This is a genomic window from Actinosynnema sp. NPDC023794 (genome assembly GCF_040639675.1).
Lineage (GTDB): Bacteria > Actinomycetota > Actinomycetes > Mycobacteriales > Pseudonocardiaceae > Actinosynnema > Actinosynnema luteola.
The window spans coordinates 227,709-242,414 of record NZ_JBFAFR010000010.1 but is presented as its reverse complement, the minus strand read 5'-3'; the positions used below and the strand labels follow the sequence as shown (position 1 = coordinate 242,414).

Genomic DNA, 14,706 nt, shown 5'->3' with positions numbered 1-14,706 from the left:
CCGCCGCGGGTGTGTCAGTCGGCGAGACCGGCCTCGTAGCCCGCGATCACCAGTTGTGCCCGGTCGCGGGCGGCCAGCTTCGCCATGAGGTGCCCGATGTGCGTCTTGACCGTGTGGCGGCTCAGGTGCAGGGCCTGCTCGATCTCGGTGTTGGACAGCCCTCGCGTGATCAGGTGGAGCACTTCCCGTTCCCGAGGGGTCACGCGGTCGAGCGACCGTCGGGCGCGGGGCTGCGCGGGGGCGCGGAGGAAGTCCGCGATGAGCCTGCGGGTGACGGTCGGCGCGAGCAGCGCTTCACCCGCCGCGACCGTCCGGATCGCGTCGAGCAGCCGGTGCGGCGGGACGTCCTTGAGCAGGAACCCGCTGGCGCCTGCCCGCAACGTCTCGTGCACGACGCCGTCGAGGTCGAACGTGGTGAGGATGAGGACCTTGGGCGCGTCGGGCAGCGCGGTGAGGCGCCGGGTGGCGGCGATGCCGTCCAGGTCGGGCATCCGGACGTCGACGACCGCGACGTCCGGCCGGTGCCGGGCGGCCAGGTCGCACGCTTCCCGGCCGGTGCCCGCCTCCGCGACCACCTCCACCCCCGGGGCCGCGTCGACCAGCAACCGGATCGTCTCGAGGAACATCGGCTCGTCGTCGGCCAGCAGCACGCGGATCGGCTCAACCACGGTGGGCGCCGGTGTCGAACGGGAGCGTGGCGCGGACCGCGAACCCGCCGCCGGGAGCGGGGCCCGCGTCCAGCGTGCCGCCGTGGAGCGCGACCCGTTCCCGCATGCCCAGCAGCCCGTGCCCGTCGGCGCCGGGCGCGGCCGTGCCCTCGTCGACCACCGAGATGACGAGCCTGCCCGGCTCGACGGCCGTGACCAGGTGGCAACGCGGCGGGTGGCCGTGCCGCCGCACGTTGGTCAACGCCTCCTGCACGATGCGGTAGGCCGAGATCCGCACCGCCGCCGGTGTCCCGGAGAGGTCGACCTGCTCGGCGGTCACCGTGACGCCGGCCGATCGCGCGTCGTCCACCAGCCGGTCCAGCCCGGCGGCGCCCGCCGGGGCCGACGGCTCGCGCAGCCCGCCGAGCACGGTCCGGACGTCCGCGAGGGCCGACCGGCTGACCTGTTCGATGTTCCTCAGCGCCGCCTCCCGCTCGTCGGGGCGCGTGCCCGCCACGTGGTTGGCGACGGCGGCCTTCATGGCGATCAGGCTGAGGTTGTGCCCGACCACGTCGTGGATGTCCCGGGCGATGCGCAGCCGTTCCTCGGCCACCGCCCGCGCGGTGCGCGACTCGGCCAGCTCGGCGCCGTGCCGCCGGCGCGTGCGGACGGCGGCGGCCACCGCCCAGGACCCGATGACGACCACCGCGCTGAACAGCAAGGTGGACAAGGGGTTGGTGGCGAACGACTCCGCGCCCGCCGGCGCCGGGACGAGCGGCAGACCCGGCACGGTCGCCACCACGACACCCGCCGCCGCCACGCACGCCAGCGACGCGACCGCGCCCACCACACCCGACCGGGACGACGACAACACGACCGGGTAGAGCGCCAACGCGATGGCGGCCAGCGTCGACTCGTTCCCGGTGCCGACCACGATCGCCGCCGCGCCGACCGGCAGAACGGTGGACAGCACCGCGGTGGGCCGGAGCCTGCGGACGGCGAGCGGAACCCCGAGCGCGACGGCGGCGACCACGGCGAGCACGTCCACCGCCGGCGCGCGCAGAACCGCCCACGCCACGACCACGCCCGCGGCCACCACGTCCACCACCAGCAGCCCTTTCGGGCCGAGTCGCACCATGGTGGCACCGTAGCCGGGCGTCGACCCGTGGAACTCGGACCACGGTCCGATGGCACGCGACCGGAACGCTCGGAGACTGCTCGGCGTGTTCACCTCGATCCTGTCCGCCTTGATCATCTCCGCCACGTCCCTCACGGTTCCACCCACCGTCGACGGCGCCGCCATCGACGCGGTCGTGCGGCAGTACCGGGAGCAGACCGCGCTGCCGGGTGTCGCGGTGGCCGTCACCCGCGGCGCCACCGTCGTGCACACCGCCGGGTACGGCCGCACGCCCGGCGGCGACGCCGTGACCGAGCACACCACCATGGCCGCCGCGTCGGTGAGCAAGTCCTTCACGGCGGTGGCGGTGATGCGGCTCGTGGAGAGCGGCCGGATCAGGCTCGACGACCCGGTGCGCGCGCACCTGCCCGAGTTCACGATGGCCGACCCCCGCGCCGCCGACATCACGGTGCGCCACCTGCTCGACCAGACCTCCGGCATGTCCGACACGACCCACCGGTCGTTCAGCGGCCCACCGGTGCGCACCCTGGCGGTGGCGGTGGCGGCGATGCGCGACTCGACGCTGGCCGCCGCACCCGGCACGCGCTGGGAGTACCACAACCCGAACTTCCAGGTGGCCGCCCGGCTGGTCGAGGTCGTCGGCGGCCTGCCGTTCGCCGACCACCTGCGCCGCGAGGTGTTCGACCCGCTCGGCATGGCCGACAGCCGCACCGCCGACACCGAGCGCGACCTGCCGCCGAGCGCCGAGGGGCACGTCACGGTCCTCGGCCTGCCCGTGGCGCTGCCCGAACCGCCGGCGTTCGGCAACGGCTCCGGCGGTGTGCTGACCTCCGCCCACGACCTGGCGGCGTGGCTGATCGCGCAGAACAACGGCGGACGCGGACGCGACGGCACGTCGATCGCCACCCCGCGGAGCATCACCGAGACGCACACGCCGACCGCCGTGTCGAAGTCGTACGGCCTCGGCTGGTTCGTGGGCGTCACGGCTTCCGGCGCGCCGCTGGTCGACCACGGCGGCGACCTGTTCACCTCGACCGCCTACCAGGCGCTGCTGCCCGGGTCCGGCCACGGCATCGCGGTCCTGGCCAACACCGGGATGCGGCACGGCGACGCCCAGGCGATCGGCGCGCGCCTGGTCGCCCTGGTCGAAGGCAGGCAACTGCCGCCCGCGGACGACCCGCACACCGTCGTCGACGCGGTGCTGCTCGGCCTCGCCCTGGTGTTCGCGGCGCTGAACGGTCGCGGTGTGGTCCGGTCGCGACGGTGGGCCGCCCGCCGCCGGTCGACCGCGTGGACGGTGGCGCGCCTGGTCCCGCTGGTGCTGCCGCTCCTGCTCCTGCTCACGGTCCACCGGGTCGTCGGCTACCTGTACCGGGGACGTGACGTGGCGTGGCTCCAGGTGCCGTACCTGTACCCGACGTTCATGGTCGCGCTGGCGGTGACGGCCCTGGGCTGCGTCGCCGTGCTCGCGGCCAGGGCCATCGCGCTGGTCGGCCGTCGGAGGTCCGCCGGTTGACGCCGACCCGGGCGTTCCGCGGCGGGGAACGCCCGGGTCCACCCCGGACCGGGCTCGTGCCGACCAGCCACGACGGAAGGGCACGGTGACGGGACCCGACCCGACGGGCGGGACCACACGCGGTGGCAGCCGACGCCGGAGCAGGCGAAGATCGTCGCGTGACGGACAGCCTGTGGGAACTGAGCCTGGCCGACCTGCGCGCGCGGACGGCCAGTGCGAGCCCGACGCCCGGCGGCGGGTCGGTGGCCGCGGTGACGGCCGCGTTCGGCTGCGCGCTGGTGCTCATGGCCTTGGAGATCACCGCCCGGCGCGACCCCTCGGTCGCCGACGCGATCACGGCGGGCAAGTCGCTGCTCGACCGCCTCGGTCCCGCCGCCGACCGTGACGTGGAGCTGTTCGAGGACTACCTCCGGGCACGGCGGCTGCCGCGCTCCACGGACGAGGAACGGGCCGCCCGGGAGGCCGCGGTCGCGTCGGCGTCGGCAGCGGCCACGGAAGGCCCGCTGACCGCCGCCGCGGACGCGGTGGAAGCCTTGGAGTGGGCGCACTCGGTGCTGCCCGTCGTCAGCGGCACGGTCGTCAGCGACGTCCGCGCGGGCGCCGACCTGCTGCTCGGGTCCGTCCTGGCCACCCTGCGCGGAGCCGAGGTCAACGTGGCGGGGCTCGGCGCCGACGCGGCGGCGTTCACCGCACGACTGGACGCCGTGCGCCGCGCCGCCGTGGCCGCGCACACCCGCATCGAGAGCACCACCCCGGAGGAGTCCCGATGACCGCCCGCACCATCGACCCGGCCGACCTCGCCGAATCCATCCGCGACGGGATCCGCGCCGACCTGGCGACGATCCCGGAACGCCTCACCGTCGTCGGCTTCCTGGTCGACGGCGACCGGCCGGCCCGGACCTACGCCGAGTACACCCGGCGGGCGTGCGCCGAGGTCGGCATCGACTTCGACCTCCGCACGCCACGCGCCGAGGACGTCGAGGCGGCCGTCCGCGACGCCGGCGCGGACGACGGCGTGCACGGCGTGTTCGTCTACTACCCGGTCCGCGACCCCGAACGCGACCGCTGGCTGCGCGAGCTGGTCGACCCGCGCAAGGACGTCGAGGGCCTGCACTCGTTCTGGAGCCGTTGCCTCTACGAGAACCGGCGGTTCATCGACGACGCCGGCACCCGCCGGGCCGTCCTGCCCTGCACCCCGCTGGCCGTGATGAAGCTGCTGGGTGAGGCGGGCGCGTTCCGCGGTGACGGCGACACCCCGCTGGCGTCGGTGAAGGCGTGCGTCTTCAACCGCAGCGAGATCGTCGGACGCCCGCTGGCCGCCATGCTGGCCAACGACGGCGCGGACGTCACGTCGTTCGACATCTCGGGCTCGCTGGCGTTCCGGCACGCGGCGGGCATCCAGGGCCACCACGTGGACGCCGTGGCCACCGACCGGGCCACCGCCCTCGCCGAGGCGGACGTGGTGGTCACCGGTGTGCCGTCACGCGACTTCCCGCTGGTCCGGGCAGACGAGATCAAACCGGGCGCGGTGTGCCTCAACTTCTCCACCATGAAGAACTTCGCCGACGACGTGGTGGAACGCGCCTCGGTCTTCGTGCCCCGGGTCGGCTCGATGACCGTGACCATGGCGATGCGCAACGCCGTCCGCCTCTACCGCAACGCCCACTCGTCGTGAGCGGTGGGCAGCGGCGTCCAGACCACGGGCCGGTTGGTGCTGTCCGTGCCGGTGGTGTGGCCGACGACGACGCCGTGGTTGTTGATCGCGACGGGCAGGCTGTGGTGGCCGGTCGGCGGGTCGAGGTAGGTGACCCGGCCGTCGCGCCAGAGGAACCCGCGGGCCGAGGACCACTCGTTGGCCGCGGTCCACCCGATGACGTCGCCGCGTTCGTTGATCGCCACGGCCTCGGCCGGCGCGGGCACGCCGAGGTCGACCTGCTTGCCGCCCGCGGGCCACAGCACCGCGTGGGGCACGCCGTCGTCCTCGGCCGCCCACCCGACCGCGTCGCCGCGGTCGTTGAGCGACTGGTCGCCGTGCGCGACCCGGCCGTTCTCGGACAGCACGGTCGCTTCGTCGCCCTCCCAGCGCAACGCGACCGTGCCGCGGTTGCCGACGACGACCCCGGTCTCGTTGACCGCCTCCGGGACGTAGGGGCCGTAACCCGACGAGCCGCCCAGCCGCGTGCACGCGCCGTCGACGCAGCGGACGGCGGCGAAGTCCTGGTCGGCGGCGGACGCGTAGCTGCCGACCACGACACCGGCGTCGTTGATCCCGTGCACCCACAGGTCGGGCCCGGACAGCGACAGCTCGGTGTGCCGACCGCCCTTCCAGACGGCGGCGCGGTTGTGCTGCCGGCGCATCAGGGACGTCGAGTAGTTCACCGGCACGACGCCGTTGCCGTTGATCGCCGGCGCGGTCGCCCACGCCGCGTAGGTGTGCATGACGGTCGTCCGCACGCCGCCGGAGAAGATCCACGGCTTGTGCTGGTACGGCGCGGTGGCGGCGCGGGCCTCCAACCCGAGCACCTGGCCGCGCTGGTTGATCCCCACCAGCAGGCCGGGACCGAGGTCGCTCGCCCCGCCGCGCGGCGACCACAGCACGGCGTGCGTCGGCGTCCCGTGACCCTGGGCGCTGCCGACCACCTGGCCGAGGTCGTTGATCCCGGTGACGTGGTGGTCGGGGTGACCGGGCAGGCGGCCCAGCTCGGTGACGACCATCGTGGGCTCGGCGACCGCCGACGGCGCGGCGACGAACGGCAGGGCGGTCGCGAGCGCCAAGGCGGCCAGCGACGCGCGCAAGTCGGGCATGATCGCTCCGTTGCGAGGATGTCCTGGATCGATCGAACGGTAACCCCTGGCGGCCCGCCGCGGTGTCGGCCGGACAGCGCAACCACCCGCGAAACCCTTGCGCGCCGAGCGGGGCGGACGCCGCCGGGCAGGTTCGCGCCGTCCTGGACCAGCGTGGGTCAGCGGAAGGTGGCGGCCACCCACGCGGCCAGTTCCGCCCGTGCGGCGGTCACCGATCCGGCGGACGCGCCGTTCGCCACGAGCGCGAAGTGCAGGCCGGTGTCCTCTGTGGACAGCAGCAGCCGGTTCACGCCGGGCACGCCCGGCTCCGGCGCGACGGACACCGGTCCGGCACCGGTGTGGGCGGGCAGTCCGGTGAGCGCGCCGAGATCGCTCACCACCGTGGTCGACGCGGGCGGGAACGACGACGGCAGGTGCAGCTCCGTCGGCGCGGCGACACCGTTGCCACGCCACACGAGCACGCCGAACTGCCCGGTCCCGACGAGCGCGCGCACCGCGGGCATCGTGTCGGGGACCCGGTTCCACGACAGCACCGCGCCGCCGTCCCGTGCGCGGTCCTCGTAGGCGAACGCCGCCGTCCGGCCCGCGACGGCACGCGGGAACAGCCGGTCGACGACCCGGCCCTCCACCGTCAGCACGTGGTTGCCGCCGTCGTCGACGCGCACCGCCGAGAAGTGCTCGTCGTTCATCGCGTCACCCTCGGTGCGGACCTTGTCCGGGTTGTCGTTCATCAACTCGTGGTGCCGGCCGTAGTTGACGTCCCAGTGCCACTGGCTGCCCGACAACACCGGCCCGGACGCCGCCGCGCCCGCCCACCACCGCGCGCCGGGCAGCCGGGAGTCCAGCGCCTGGTACATCGCCTTCAGCACGGTCGGGTTCTTGTCGGAGGTGAAACCGGCGACCGGGTGCCCGAACTCCGACACGATCCCGGCCGTGCCGAGCGCCCCCGCCCGGTCCCGGATCCGGTTGAAGTCCGCGGTGTACTCGCCGTCGGCCGCCTTGCCCGGCTTGAGCAGACCGGACTGCGCCTTGCCGTCGTAGAAGTGCGAGTTGAACACGAAGCGGTCGCCGAGCGTCGGCACCGCCGGGAAACCGCCCGGCTCCGCGAAGAAGTCCACGTTCTGGTTCCAGAACACCAGCGGCTCGACGAACGCGGGCTTGTCGGCCCACCCGGCGTCGTCCATCCGCTGCCGGAACTGCCGGTAGAACGGCATGAGCAGGTCGCGTTCCCAGGCCACGCCGTCCTGGCCCTGGTCGTACCGCCCGGCGTAGGGCTCGTTGAGCGGGTTGACGCCGAGCACGAGCCGGAACGCCTCGGCCGGCAGCGTCGACTTCAGGCGCCGCATCGCCTCGCCCGCCTGGTGCAGGAACTCGTCGCGGATCCGGATCGGCCCGGCGGACGTGGCGATCTCCCGGTTGTGCCAGAAGTCGCGCGTCGCGGCGGTGACCGCGTTGTTGCTCTTCATGTTCTGGCCCCAGTGCACGCAGATCCCGCACGACTCCTTCGGGTAGCCGCCCGCGCGCACGACCCACTCCGGCGCGCCGTCGCCGGTGTACCAGCTGTCGCGGTTGAAGAGGTGGCGCGAGTACAGGTCCTGGTGGAAGTCGAGGTAGACCCGGATGCCCTGGTCGGTGAACGCGCCGATCTGCTCGCCCACGCGGTCGAGGTAGGCGAGGTCGATCCGGCGCGGCTCCGGCTCGACCCACGCCCAGGTGACGAGGAAGCGCACCGCGTTCGCGCCGGTCATCCGCCGCATCGCCGCTGCGGACGACCGCGCGTCCGCCGTGCTCGCGAACGGCAGGCCCCGGTGCTCGGCGAGCTTGGCCGTGCCGGACGCGTTGAACCCCCGCAACACCACCTCGCGGCCGTGCTCGTCGCGGAACGCGCCGTCGGCGACGGTCACGGCGGAGCCGTCGAACCACAGCTCGTCCGGCGCGGCGACGCCGGGGGCCGTGGACGTGGTAAGCACCAGCGCCAGCAGGAACGCGATCCGCTTCACCGCGACCGCCCTTCACTCGACCCGAAGATGAAGGTGTTTCATGTTGAGGGTAGCGGATCGGCCGGGTCGCACAAGGGCGCGGAGCCGGGGTTACGCTCGCCCGGTGATCCCGCACGACGACCCGCAGGTCCGTGAGCAGGAGGCATCGGTCCGGCCGCAGTCGCTGATGCTCAGCTTCCTCGGCATCCACGTGCTGAACCGGGGCGTCGCGGTCTTCTCCGGCAGCGTCATCGACGTGTTCGCCCGGGTCGGGGTGTCGGAGGACGCCGTGCGCTCGACGTTGACCCGCATGGTCAAGCGGGACCTGCTGGCGCGGCACCGCGTCGGCAGGCGCACGTACTTCGGGCTGACCGCGCGCTCGACGGCCGTGCTGGAGGACGGCGAGCACCGGGTCTGGCGCAGCGGCGCGATCAACAGCGACTGGGACGGCGCCTGGACGGTGGTGGGGTTCTCCGTGCCCGAGTCGTGGCGCAGCCAGCGGCACGACCTGCGCTCACGGCTGATCTGGGGCGGGTTCGGCCCGCTGCAGAACGGCCTGTGGGTCGCGCCGGGCGTCGTGGACGTGCCCGCCCTGGTCGAGGAGCTCGACCTGGACGACCACCTCAAGGTGTTCACCGCGCACACGGCCAAGCCGACCGAGGCCGTGCAGATCGCGCGCACCGCGTTCGACGTGCCCGCGATCGCCGAGCGCTACCAGGTGTTCCTGCGCCGCTGGGACCACGACCGCCCGCTGGCCGACGCGCCGGACGACCTGGCCAGGCAGCTGCTGCTGCACACCGAGTGGCTGCAACTCGTCCGCCAGGACCCCCGGCTGCCCGCCGAGCACCTGCCGGAGGACTGGCCCGCGATCCGCGCCGAGCAGCTCTTCCACACCCTCGCCGGCGCGTACGCGGAACCGGCCGCGTCGATCGCCGCGTCGGTCCTCGACACGATCCCGGTCGACGGCCCCTGAAAACCCGTTCCGGATCGGTTCCCGGATCGGTTTCCAACCCGTCGCGTGGCGTGGCGTTGACGTCCCGGAAACGAAGCCCTACCTTCGCCGCAAGGATTCGAAGCACTTTCGAGAGCGTGCCGCCAACCGCCGCCTCCGTTTGTCGGCAGCCGTCGCCCGAACGCGTCCACACCTACGTTCACCAGCGTGAACGCATTCACCACCGTGAACGCCGAAGGGTCGGCGGAATCGGGCGCAGAACGCCCGGTCCAGCACAGGAGGCTTTTTTGAGCAAGCACGGCAGATTAGCGTCGCTCGCCGCCGTGGCGAGCGCGTTCGTGGTCGCGGTGGCGGTTTTGCTGGTGCCTTCGGCATCGGCCGCGACGTTGTTCGACGACGACTTCGAGGACGGCAACGCGACCGGCTGGAGCTCCAGCGGCGGCAGCTGGGCGGTGGTCGCAGACGGGTCGCGCGCCTGGCGCCAGTCCGGCACCAGCGCCGACGCCAGGGCGGTGGCGGGCACGGTGTGGTCCGGCCAGTCGGTGCGGGCACGGGTCAAGCCGACCGCGTTCAACGGCTCGAACCGGCACGTCGCCGTGACGGCCCGGGTTCAGAACACCGGCAACTACTACTACCTGGCCCTGTCCAACGCCGGCGCCGCGGTGCTCGGCAAGCGGGTCGGCGGCGGGCACACCGCCCTGGCCACCGCGCCGGTGGCCGTGGTGGTCGGGAGCTGGCGCACGGTGAGGCTGGAGGTGTTCGGCAGCACGCTGCGCGGTTTCGTGGACGGCGCTCAGGTCGTCACGGCGACCGACGCCACGTTCGGCAGCGGCCGGATCGGCGTGGCGACCTACTACGCGGCGGCGACGTTCGACGACGTGCTGGTGACCGACGTGGCCGGACCGGGCGGGCCGACGAGCACCACCACCACCACGACCACCACCTCGCACCAACCCGGCACGTGCGCCACGTCCGGGCGTCCCCAGGGGTTCGCCTCCGTCACCGCGTGGGGTCAGAGCGGCACGTCCGGCGGTGCCGGTGGTCCCACGGTCGAGGTCGACACGGCGGCGGAGTTCCTGGCCGCGATCGCCCAGGCCGGACCGCTGAACATCTGCGTGCGCGGCATGATCGCGCTGCCCGGGCCGATGCACGACGTCACGTCGGACAAGACGATCGTCGGCATCGGGTCGGCCTCCGGTCTCACCGGCGGCGGGCTGAACATCGGGCTGCCGGTCTCGGCCGTCACCTCGCCGCCCGCCGACGCGGTGCGCAACGTCATCGTCCGCAACCTCGTGTTCCGCGACTGGGCCGACGACGCGATCAACGTGCAGATGTTCTCCCACCACGTGTGGATCGACCACAACGACCTGTCGAACGGCTACGACGGCGCGATCGACATCAAGCGCGGCTCCAGCTACGTCACCGTCTCGTGGAACCACACCCACAACCACAGCAAGAACATGCTGCTGGGCCACGACGACGGCAACGGCGCGCAGGACGTCGGCCGGCTCAAGGTGACCTACCACCACAACTGGTTCGACAAGACGCCGCAGCGCAACCCCCGGGTCCGGTTCGGCGAGCCGGTGCACGTGTTCAACAACTACTACCTCTACAACACCGACGTCGGCGTGGCGTGCCAGGCGGACTCGGGCTGCGTCGTCGAGGGCAACCACTTCGAGGACGTCGAGGAGCCGGTGAGCAACAACTACGCCGGTCCGGGCGGGCGGTGCGTGGCGCGGAACAACGTGTTCGTCGGCGAGTCGGGCACGCCCGACTGCAGCGGCAGCGTGCAGGAGCCGCGCGACTACTACTCCTACACGCTGGACGACCCGAACACGGTGAAGGCCGCCGTCATGGCCGGGGCGGGCGTCGGCAAGGTCGGCTGATCCCGATGGCGTGGCCGGCTTCCGGGTCGGCCACGCCGTTTCTTGGCGGAACCCTTGCTCGGCGTTGTCGTTCTCCTGTGCTGTCGCTTCCGCTCGTCACACGAAAGTGGAACGCGACATCCGCACCACCCGCAGGAGATGACGATGAGCAACGTTGGCCGCACCCGTTCCGGAGCGATCACCGCGGTGGCCCTGGCCGTCACGCTGACCGCGTGCGGCACGGCCTCAGGCAACGAGCAACCGGCCACCGCCACCACCGCCGTCGCCGAGCCGTCCGCGCAGGAGGTCGCGGCGTTGTTCGGCGCCTGGAACCGCGCGCTGGCCACCGGCGACGCGCGGCAGGTCGCCGACCTCTACGCGCCGGACGCCGTGCTGCTGCCGACGTTGTCGGACAACGTCCGGTCCGATCGCGCCGAGATCGTGGACTACTTCGAGCACTTCCTGGCCAACAAGCCCAGCGGCGAGATCCTGGAGTCGCACGTGGCGGTGCTCGGCCCGGACACCGCGATCGACGCCGGCGTCTACCGCTTCACCCTGGCCGCGAACGGCACGCAGGTCGACGCCCGCTACACGTTCGCCTACGAGCGCCTCGACGGCAAGTGGCTGATCGTCAACCACCACTCGTCGGCCATGCCCGAAGCGCACTGACCGGGCGCACTGACCGGGCGCACTGACCGGGCACTCCGGCTCAGGGCACTGCGGCTCAGGCGGCTCGCAGCGCGATCCGCACGCACAGCCCGCCGTGCTCGCTCTCGTGCAGGCTCGCCGAGCCGCCGTCGTCGGCCACCAGTTGCTTGACGATCGCGAGCCCGAGGCCCGAGCCGGAGCGGCCGGTCAGCCCGGGACCGCGCCAGAACCGGTCGAACGCGCGCTCGCGGTCGGCGGCCGGCAGGCCCGGACCCCGGTCGACCACCTCGATCACCGCCTTGCGGCCTTCCCGCCTGCTCGCCACGGTGATCGCGGCGTGGTCCGGTGAGACGGCGAGCGCGTTGGACAGCACGTTGTCGAGCACCTGCTCCAGGTGACCGTGCCCGGCGAGGGCGCGCAGGTCGGGGTCGGCGGCGTCGTGCCGGAGCCGGATCCCGCGCTCCTCGGCGGCGGCCCGCCAGGTGTCGAACCGGCCGGCCACCACGTCGACGATCCGGACGGGTTCCGGCGCGGCCACCGTGGACTCGGCCCTGGCGAGCGTGAGCAGGCCGTTGACCAGCCTGCTCATCCGCACCACCTCGGCGGTGGCGTGGTCGACGTCCTCGCGCACGTACGGGTCGTCCACGCCGTCGGCGATGTTGTCCAGCGACAGGCGCAGCGCGGTGAGGGGAGTGCGGAGCTGGTGGGAGGCGTCGCCGATGAACGCGCGCTGCGAGCCGACGAGGGTGCCGATGGTCTCCGTCGCGGTGTTGAGGGTGCCGGCGAGGGTCCGGGTCTCCGGCGGGCCGGTCTCCTCGACCCGTGCGGTGAGGTCGCCGTCGCGCAACCTGCCCGCCATCCGGTTGAGCTCGCGCAGCGGGCGGGTCAGCCGGCGGGCGAGCAGGAAGCCGACCACGGCCGCCGCGATCAGCACCGTGACGGCCAGGGCCGCGCGGAAACCCCAGATCTGCCACAGCCGCGTGCTCAGCGGACCGGACGGGTAACTGATCCGGACCGCGCCGACGACCGCGCCGTCCGGCGACTTTGCAGGCACGGCCAGCACGAGACCTTCGGCGCCCAGCGCCTCGGCGTCGCCCCACCGCAGGGACTCGCGGCCGTTCAACGCCTCGGTGAACGCGGGGTCGTCGGTGGCGGTGGGCAGCGGCAGCGGGTCGACGGCGGTGCGTGCGGCGGTCAGCACGTCCAACCGGCCCGGCGTCTGCCGCTCGTAGGCGTCGACCAGGCGGGCCAGCGCCTGGCGGGACGGCGCGTCGTCGGGCGCGAGGAGCAGCGCGGCCGTCTCCGCCTCCCGGCGTGCGGAGTTCTCCTCGTCGCGGTAGAGCTGGTCGGTGAGCGTGAACGCCACCGGGACGGTGAACGCGGCGATCGCCACCAGCACCAGCAGCACGTAGCTCGCGACCAGCTGGCGGATCACGTCAGCACCAACCGGAACCCGACCCCGCGCACGGTCTCCACGGCGACCGCGTCACCGAGCTTGCGGCGCAGCGCGCCCACGTGCACGTCGAGGGTCTTGGTCGGGCCGAACCAGTTGGCGTCCCACACCGCCTCCATGATCTGCTCGCGGGTGAACACCGCGCCGGGCGCTTCGGCGAGGAACGCCAGCAGGTCGTACTCCTTGGGCGTCAGGGTGATCTCGATGCCGTCGACGTGCACCCGTCGTGCCCGGCGGTCGATCGTGAGCCTGGTCGGCTGGGCGTCGGGCGACCGGGTGGCGTCGGGTTGGGGCAGCGCGGGCCGGACCCGCCGCAGCACCGCGCGCATCCGGGCGATCACCTCGCGGACGCCGAACGGCTTGGACACGTAGTCGTCCGCGCCGATCTCCAGGCCCACCACGCGGTCGGTCTCGTCGGCCCGCGCGCTGATCACGATGATCGGCACGTCGCCGCGGGCGCGCAGCTCGCGGCACACGTCCAGCCCGTCCATGTCCGGCAGGCCGAGGTCGACCAGGACGATGTCGGTCGGCTCCGCCGCCAGCGCCTCGGCCCCGGTGCGCACCCACTCGACGTCGAACCCGTACCTGCCCAACCCCCGCGTGAGGGACTCGGCGATCGGCTCGTCGTCCTCAACCAGCAGCACCCGCATACCCGGAATCCTTCCACCACCGCGCGTGTCGAACGCTCGCGTCCCGCGTGTCGAACCTTCAGACCCCGAGTGTCGTCCACTCAGGACCCCCGAATTCCACGTTCAGGACACGGCCGAGCGGTCCGGGGCGAACGTGAGCGTAGAACTCGGGGGTCCTGGAGGTTCGACACGCCGGGCGTGGAGGTTCGACACGCGCGAGGGGTTAGGAGATGGCGCTGACGGCGGCGAGGATCTGGTCGGCCACCTCGGTCGGGCGGGAGAGGGCGATGGCGTGCGAGGCCTCCACCTCGACGGTGGTCGAGCCGAGCCGGTCCGCGGCGGCGCGCTGCGAGTCCGGGTGGATGGCGTTGTCCGCCGTCGCCACCACGAACCACGACGGCAGGGTCTTCCACGCGGGCTCGACGGACAGCGGCTCGCCGAGGGCACGGGCCGCGATCGGGCGCTGGCTGACCGCGGCGGTGGCGGTGACCGAGTCCGGCAGGTCGGCGGCGAACACGCTCGCGAACGCGTCACGGCGGATCGTGAACTCCGTGTCGCTGCTGTCGCCGTCCGGGAACTGCTGCGGCACCAGCGACGTGTTCAGCGCCACGGGCGGGAAGCCCTCGACCGAGCTCAACGCGCTGTCGCCCTTGTCCACGCCGAACGACGCCACGTACACCAGCGCCTTGGCGTTCGGCGTCTTGGTGGCCGCGTGCGTGATCACCGGGCCGCCGTACGAGTGGCCGACCAGCACGACCGGCCCGTCGACCTGCCCGGCGACGCTCGCCACGTAGTCGCCGTCGTGCGCCAGCCCGCGCAACGGGTTGCTCACCGCGAGCGCCTCCACGCCACGCGCCCGCAGCAGGTCGATCACCTCGGCCCAGCTGGACCCGTCGGCGAACGCGCCGTGTACCAGGACGACGGTGGGGTTCTGGCCGGTCATCGTGTGCTCCTCGGTTCGTCTTGCGGGGTGATGCCATAAAGCTAGTGCACGATTAAGTTGCGCACAAGGTATACCCGACGTGACGATCTTCACGGTCGCTCGTTGGACCCACTGCGCGATCGACGCGCCCT

General features: G+C 73.0%; 13 protein-coding genes. 6 read left to right on the top strand and 7 right to left on the bottom strand.

The features are described from left to right. Window positions 1–14: 14 nt before the first annotated feature. Window positions 15–668, bottom strand: a complete 654-nt coding sequence (locus AB0H12_RS22515; RefSeq protein ID WP_499624913.1) for a response regulator — start codon at window positions 666–668, stop codon at window positions 15–17. Next, window positions 661–1,785, bottom strand: coding sequence for a sensor histidine kinase (locus AB0H12_RS22510; RefSeq protein ID WP_499624911.1), 1,125 nt, complete (start codon window positions 1,783–1,785; stop codon window positions 661–663). Before AB0H12_RS22510 ends, AB0H12_RS22515 begins: the two co-directional genes overlap by 8 nt. Before the next feature lie 85 nt (window positions 1,786–1,870). Between AB0H12_RS22510 and AB0H12_RS22505 the strand changes: the two genes are divergently transcribed. From AB0H12_RS22505 to AB0H12_RS22495, 3 genes are all read left to right on the top strand, one after another. After that, the gene (locus AB0H12_RS22505; RefSeq protein WP_499624909.1) at window positions 1,871–3,301 is read left to right on the top strand and encodes a serine hydrolase domain-containing protein; all 1,431 of its coding nucleotides are present in this window, start codon (window positions 1,871–1,873) and stop codon (window positions 3,299–3,301) included. A 158-nt stretch (window positions 3,302–3,459) separates the two neighbouring features. Next, window positions 3,460–4,071: a cyclodeaminase/cyclohydrolase family protein gene (locus AB0H12_RS22500; protein WP_499624907.1), complete on the top strand. Its 612-nt coding sequence runs from the start codon at window positions 3,460–3,462 to the stop codon at window positions 4,069–4,071. Further along, a complete protein-coding gene (locus AB0H12_RS22495) occupies window positions 4,068–4,976 on the top strand; it encodes a bifunctional methylenetetrahydrofolate dehydrogenase/methenyltetrahydrofolate cyclohydrolase (RefSeq protein WP_499624905.1) in 909 nt (302 codons plus the stop codon). The genes AB0H12_RS22500 and AB0H12_RS22495 overlap by 4 nt, the downstream gene beginning before the upstream one ends. On the opposite strand, the gene AB0H12_RS22490 is transcribed toward AB0H12_RS22495, so the two are convergent. Both AB0H12_RS22490 and AB0H12_RS22485 read right to left on the bottom strand, forming a co-directional pair. Then, complete coding sequence (locus AB0H12_RS22490; protein ID WP_499624903.1) at window positions 4,952–6,106, bottom strand: hypothetical protein; 1,155 nt, start codon at window positions 6,104–6,106, stop codon at window positions 4,952–4,954. The genes AB0H12_RS22495 and AB0H12_RS22490 overlap by 25 nt on opposite strands. A gap of 158 nt (window positions 6,107–6,264) precedes the next feature. Further along, window positions 6,265–8,106 carry a cellulase family glycosylhydrolase gene (locus tag AB0H12_RS22485; protein WP_499624901.1) on the bottom strand — a complete coding sequence of 614 codons (1,842 nt, stop codon included), beginning with the start codon at window positions 8,104–8,106 and terminating at the stop codon, window positions 6,265–6,267. Between the two features lie 103 nt (window positions 8,107–8,209). Between AB0H12_RS22485 and AB0H12_RS22480 the strand changes: the two genes are divergently transcribed. The 3 genes from AB0H12_RS22480 (at window position 8,210) to AB0H12_RS22470 (ending at window position 11,571) form a co-directional block, all read left to right on the top strand. Beyond that, the gene (locus tag AB0H12_RS22480) at window positions 8,210–9,058 is read left to right on the top strand and encodes a PaaX family transcriptional regulator (protein WP_499624899.1); all 849 of its coding nucleotides are present in this window, start codon (window positions 8,210–8,212) and stop codon (window positions 9,056–9,058) included. 266 nt (window positions 9,059–9,324) lie between these two features. Then, entirely contained in the window at window positions 9,325–10,923 is a 1,599-nt protein-coding gene (locus AB0H12_RS22475) for a pectate lyase family protein (RefSeq protein ID WP_499624898.1), read from the top strand. Window positions 10,924–11,067: 144 nt separating this feature from the next. Next, window positions 11,068–11,571, top strand: a complete 504-nt coding sequence (locus AB0H12_RS22470; RefSeq protein ID WP_499624896.1) for an SgcJ/EcaC family oxidoreductase — start codon at window positions 11,068–11,070, stop codon at window positions 11,569–11,571. Between the two features lie 55 nt (window positions 11,572–11,626). On the opposite strand, the gene AB0H12_RS22465 is transcribed toward AB0H12_RS22470, so the two are convergent. From AB0H12_RS22465 to AB0H12_RS22455, 3 genes are all read right to left on the bottom strand, one after another. Beyond that, a complete protein-coding gene (locus AB0H12_RS22465; protein ID WP_499624894.1) occupies window positions 11,627–12,985 on the bottom strand; it encodes an ATP-binding protein in 1,359 nt (452 codons plus the stop codon). Then, window positions 12,982–13,653 carry a response regulator transcription factor gene (locus AB0H12_RS22460; RefSeq protein WP_499624892.1) on the bottom strand — a complete coding sequence of 224 codons (672 nt, stop codon included), beginning with the start codon at window positions 13,651–13,653 and terminating at the stop codon, window positions 12,982–12,984. Before AB0H12_RS22460 ends, AB0H12_RS22465 begins: the two co-directional genes overlap by 4 nt. A gap of 202 nt (window positions 13,654–13,855) precedes the next feature. Next, a complete protein-coding gene (locus AB0H12_RS22455; protein ID WP_499624890.1) occupies window positions 13,856–14,575 on the bottom strand; it encodes an alpha/beta fold hydrolase in 720 nt (239 codons plus the stop codon). Between the last annotated feature and the right edge of the window lie 131 nt (window positions 14,576–14,706).

Bases quoted from the DNA above. Each gene is read 5' to 3' on its own strand.
- AB0H12_RS22510 (WP_499624911.1), bottom strand. From the start codon at position 1,785: ATGGTGCGACTCGGCCCGAAAGGGCTGCTGGTGGTGGACGTGGTGGCC.
- AB0H12_RS22495 (WP_499624905.1), top strand. From the start codon at position 4,068: ATGACCGCCCGCACCATCGACCCGGCCGACCTCGCCGAATCCATCCGC.
- AB0H12_RS22490 (WP_499624903.1), bottom strand. From the start codon at position 6,106: ATGCCCGACTTGCGCGCGTCGCTGGCCGCCTTGGCGCTCGCGACCGCC.
- AB0H12_RS22470 (WP_499624896.1), top strand. From the start codon at position 11,068: ATGAGCAACGTTGGCCGCACCCGTTCCGGAGCGATCACCGCGGTGGCC.
- AB0H12_RS22460 (WP_499624892.1), bottom strand. From the start codon at position 13,653: ATGCGGGTGCTGCTGGTTGAGGACGACGAGCCGATCGCCGAGTCCCTC.
- AB0H12_RS22455 (WP_499624890.1), bottom strand. From the start codon at position 14,575: ATGACCGGCCAGAACCCCACCGTCGTCCTGGTACACGGCGCGTTCGCC.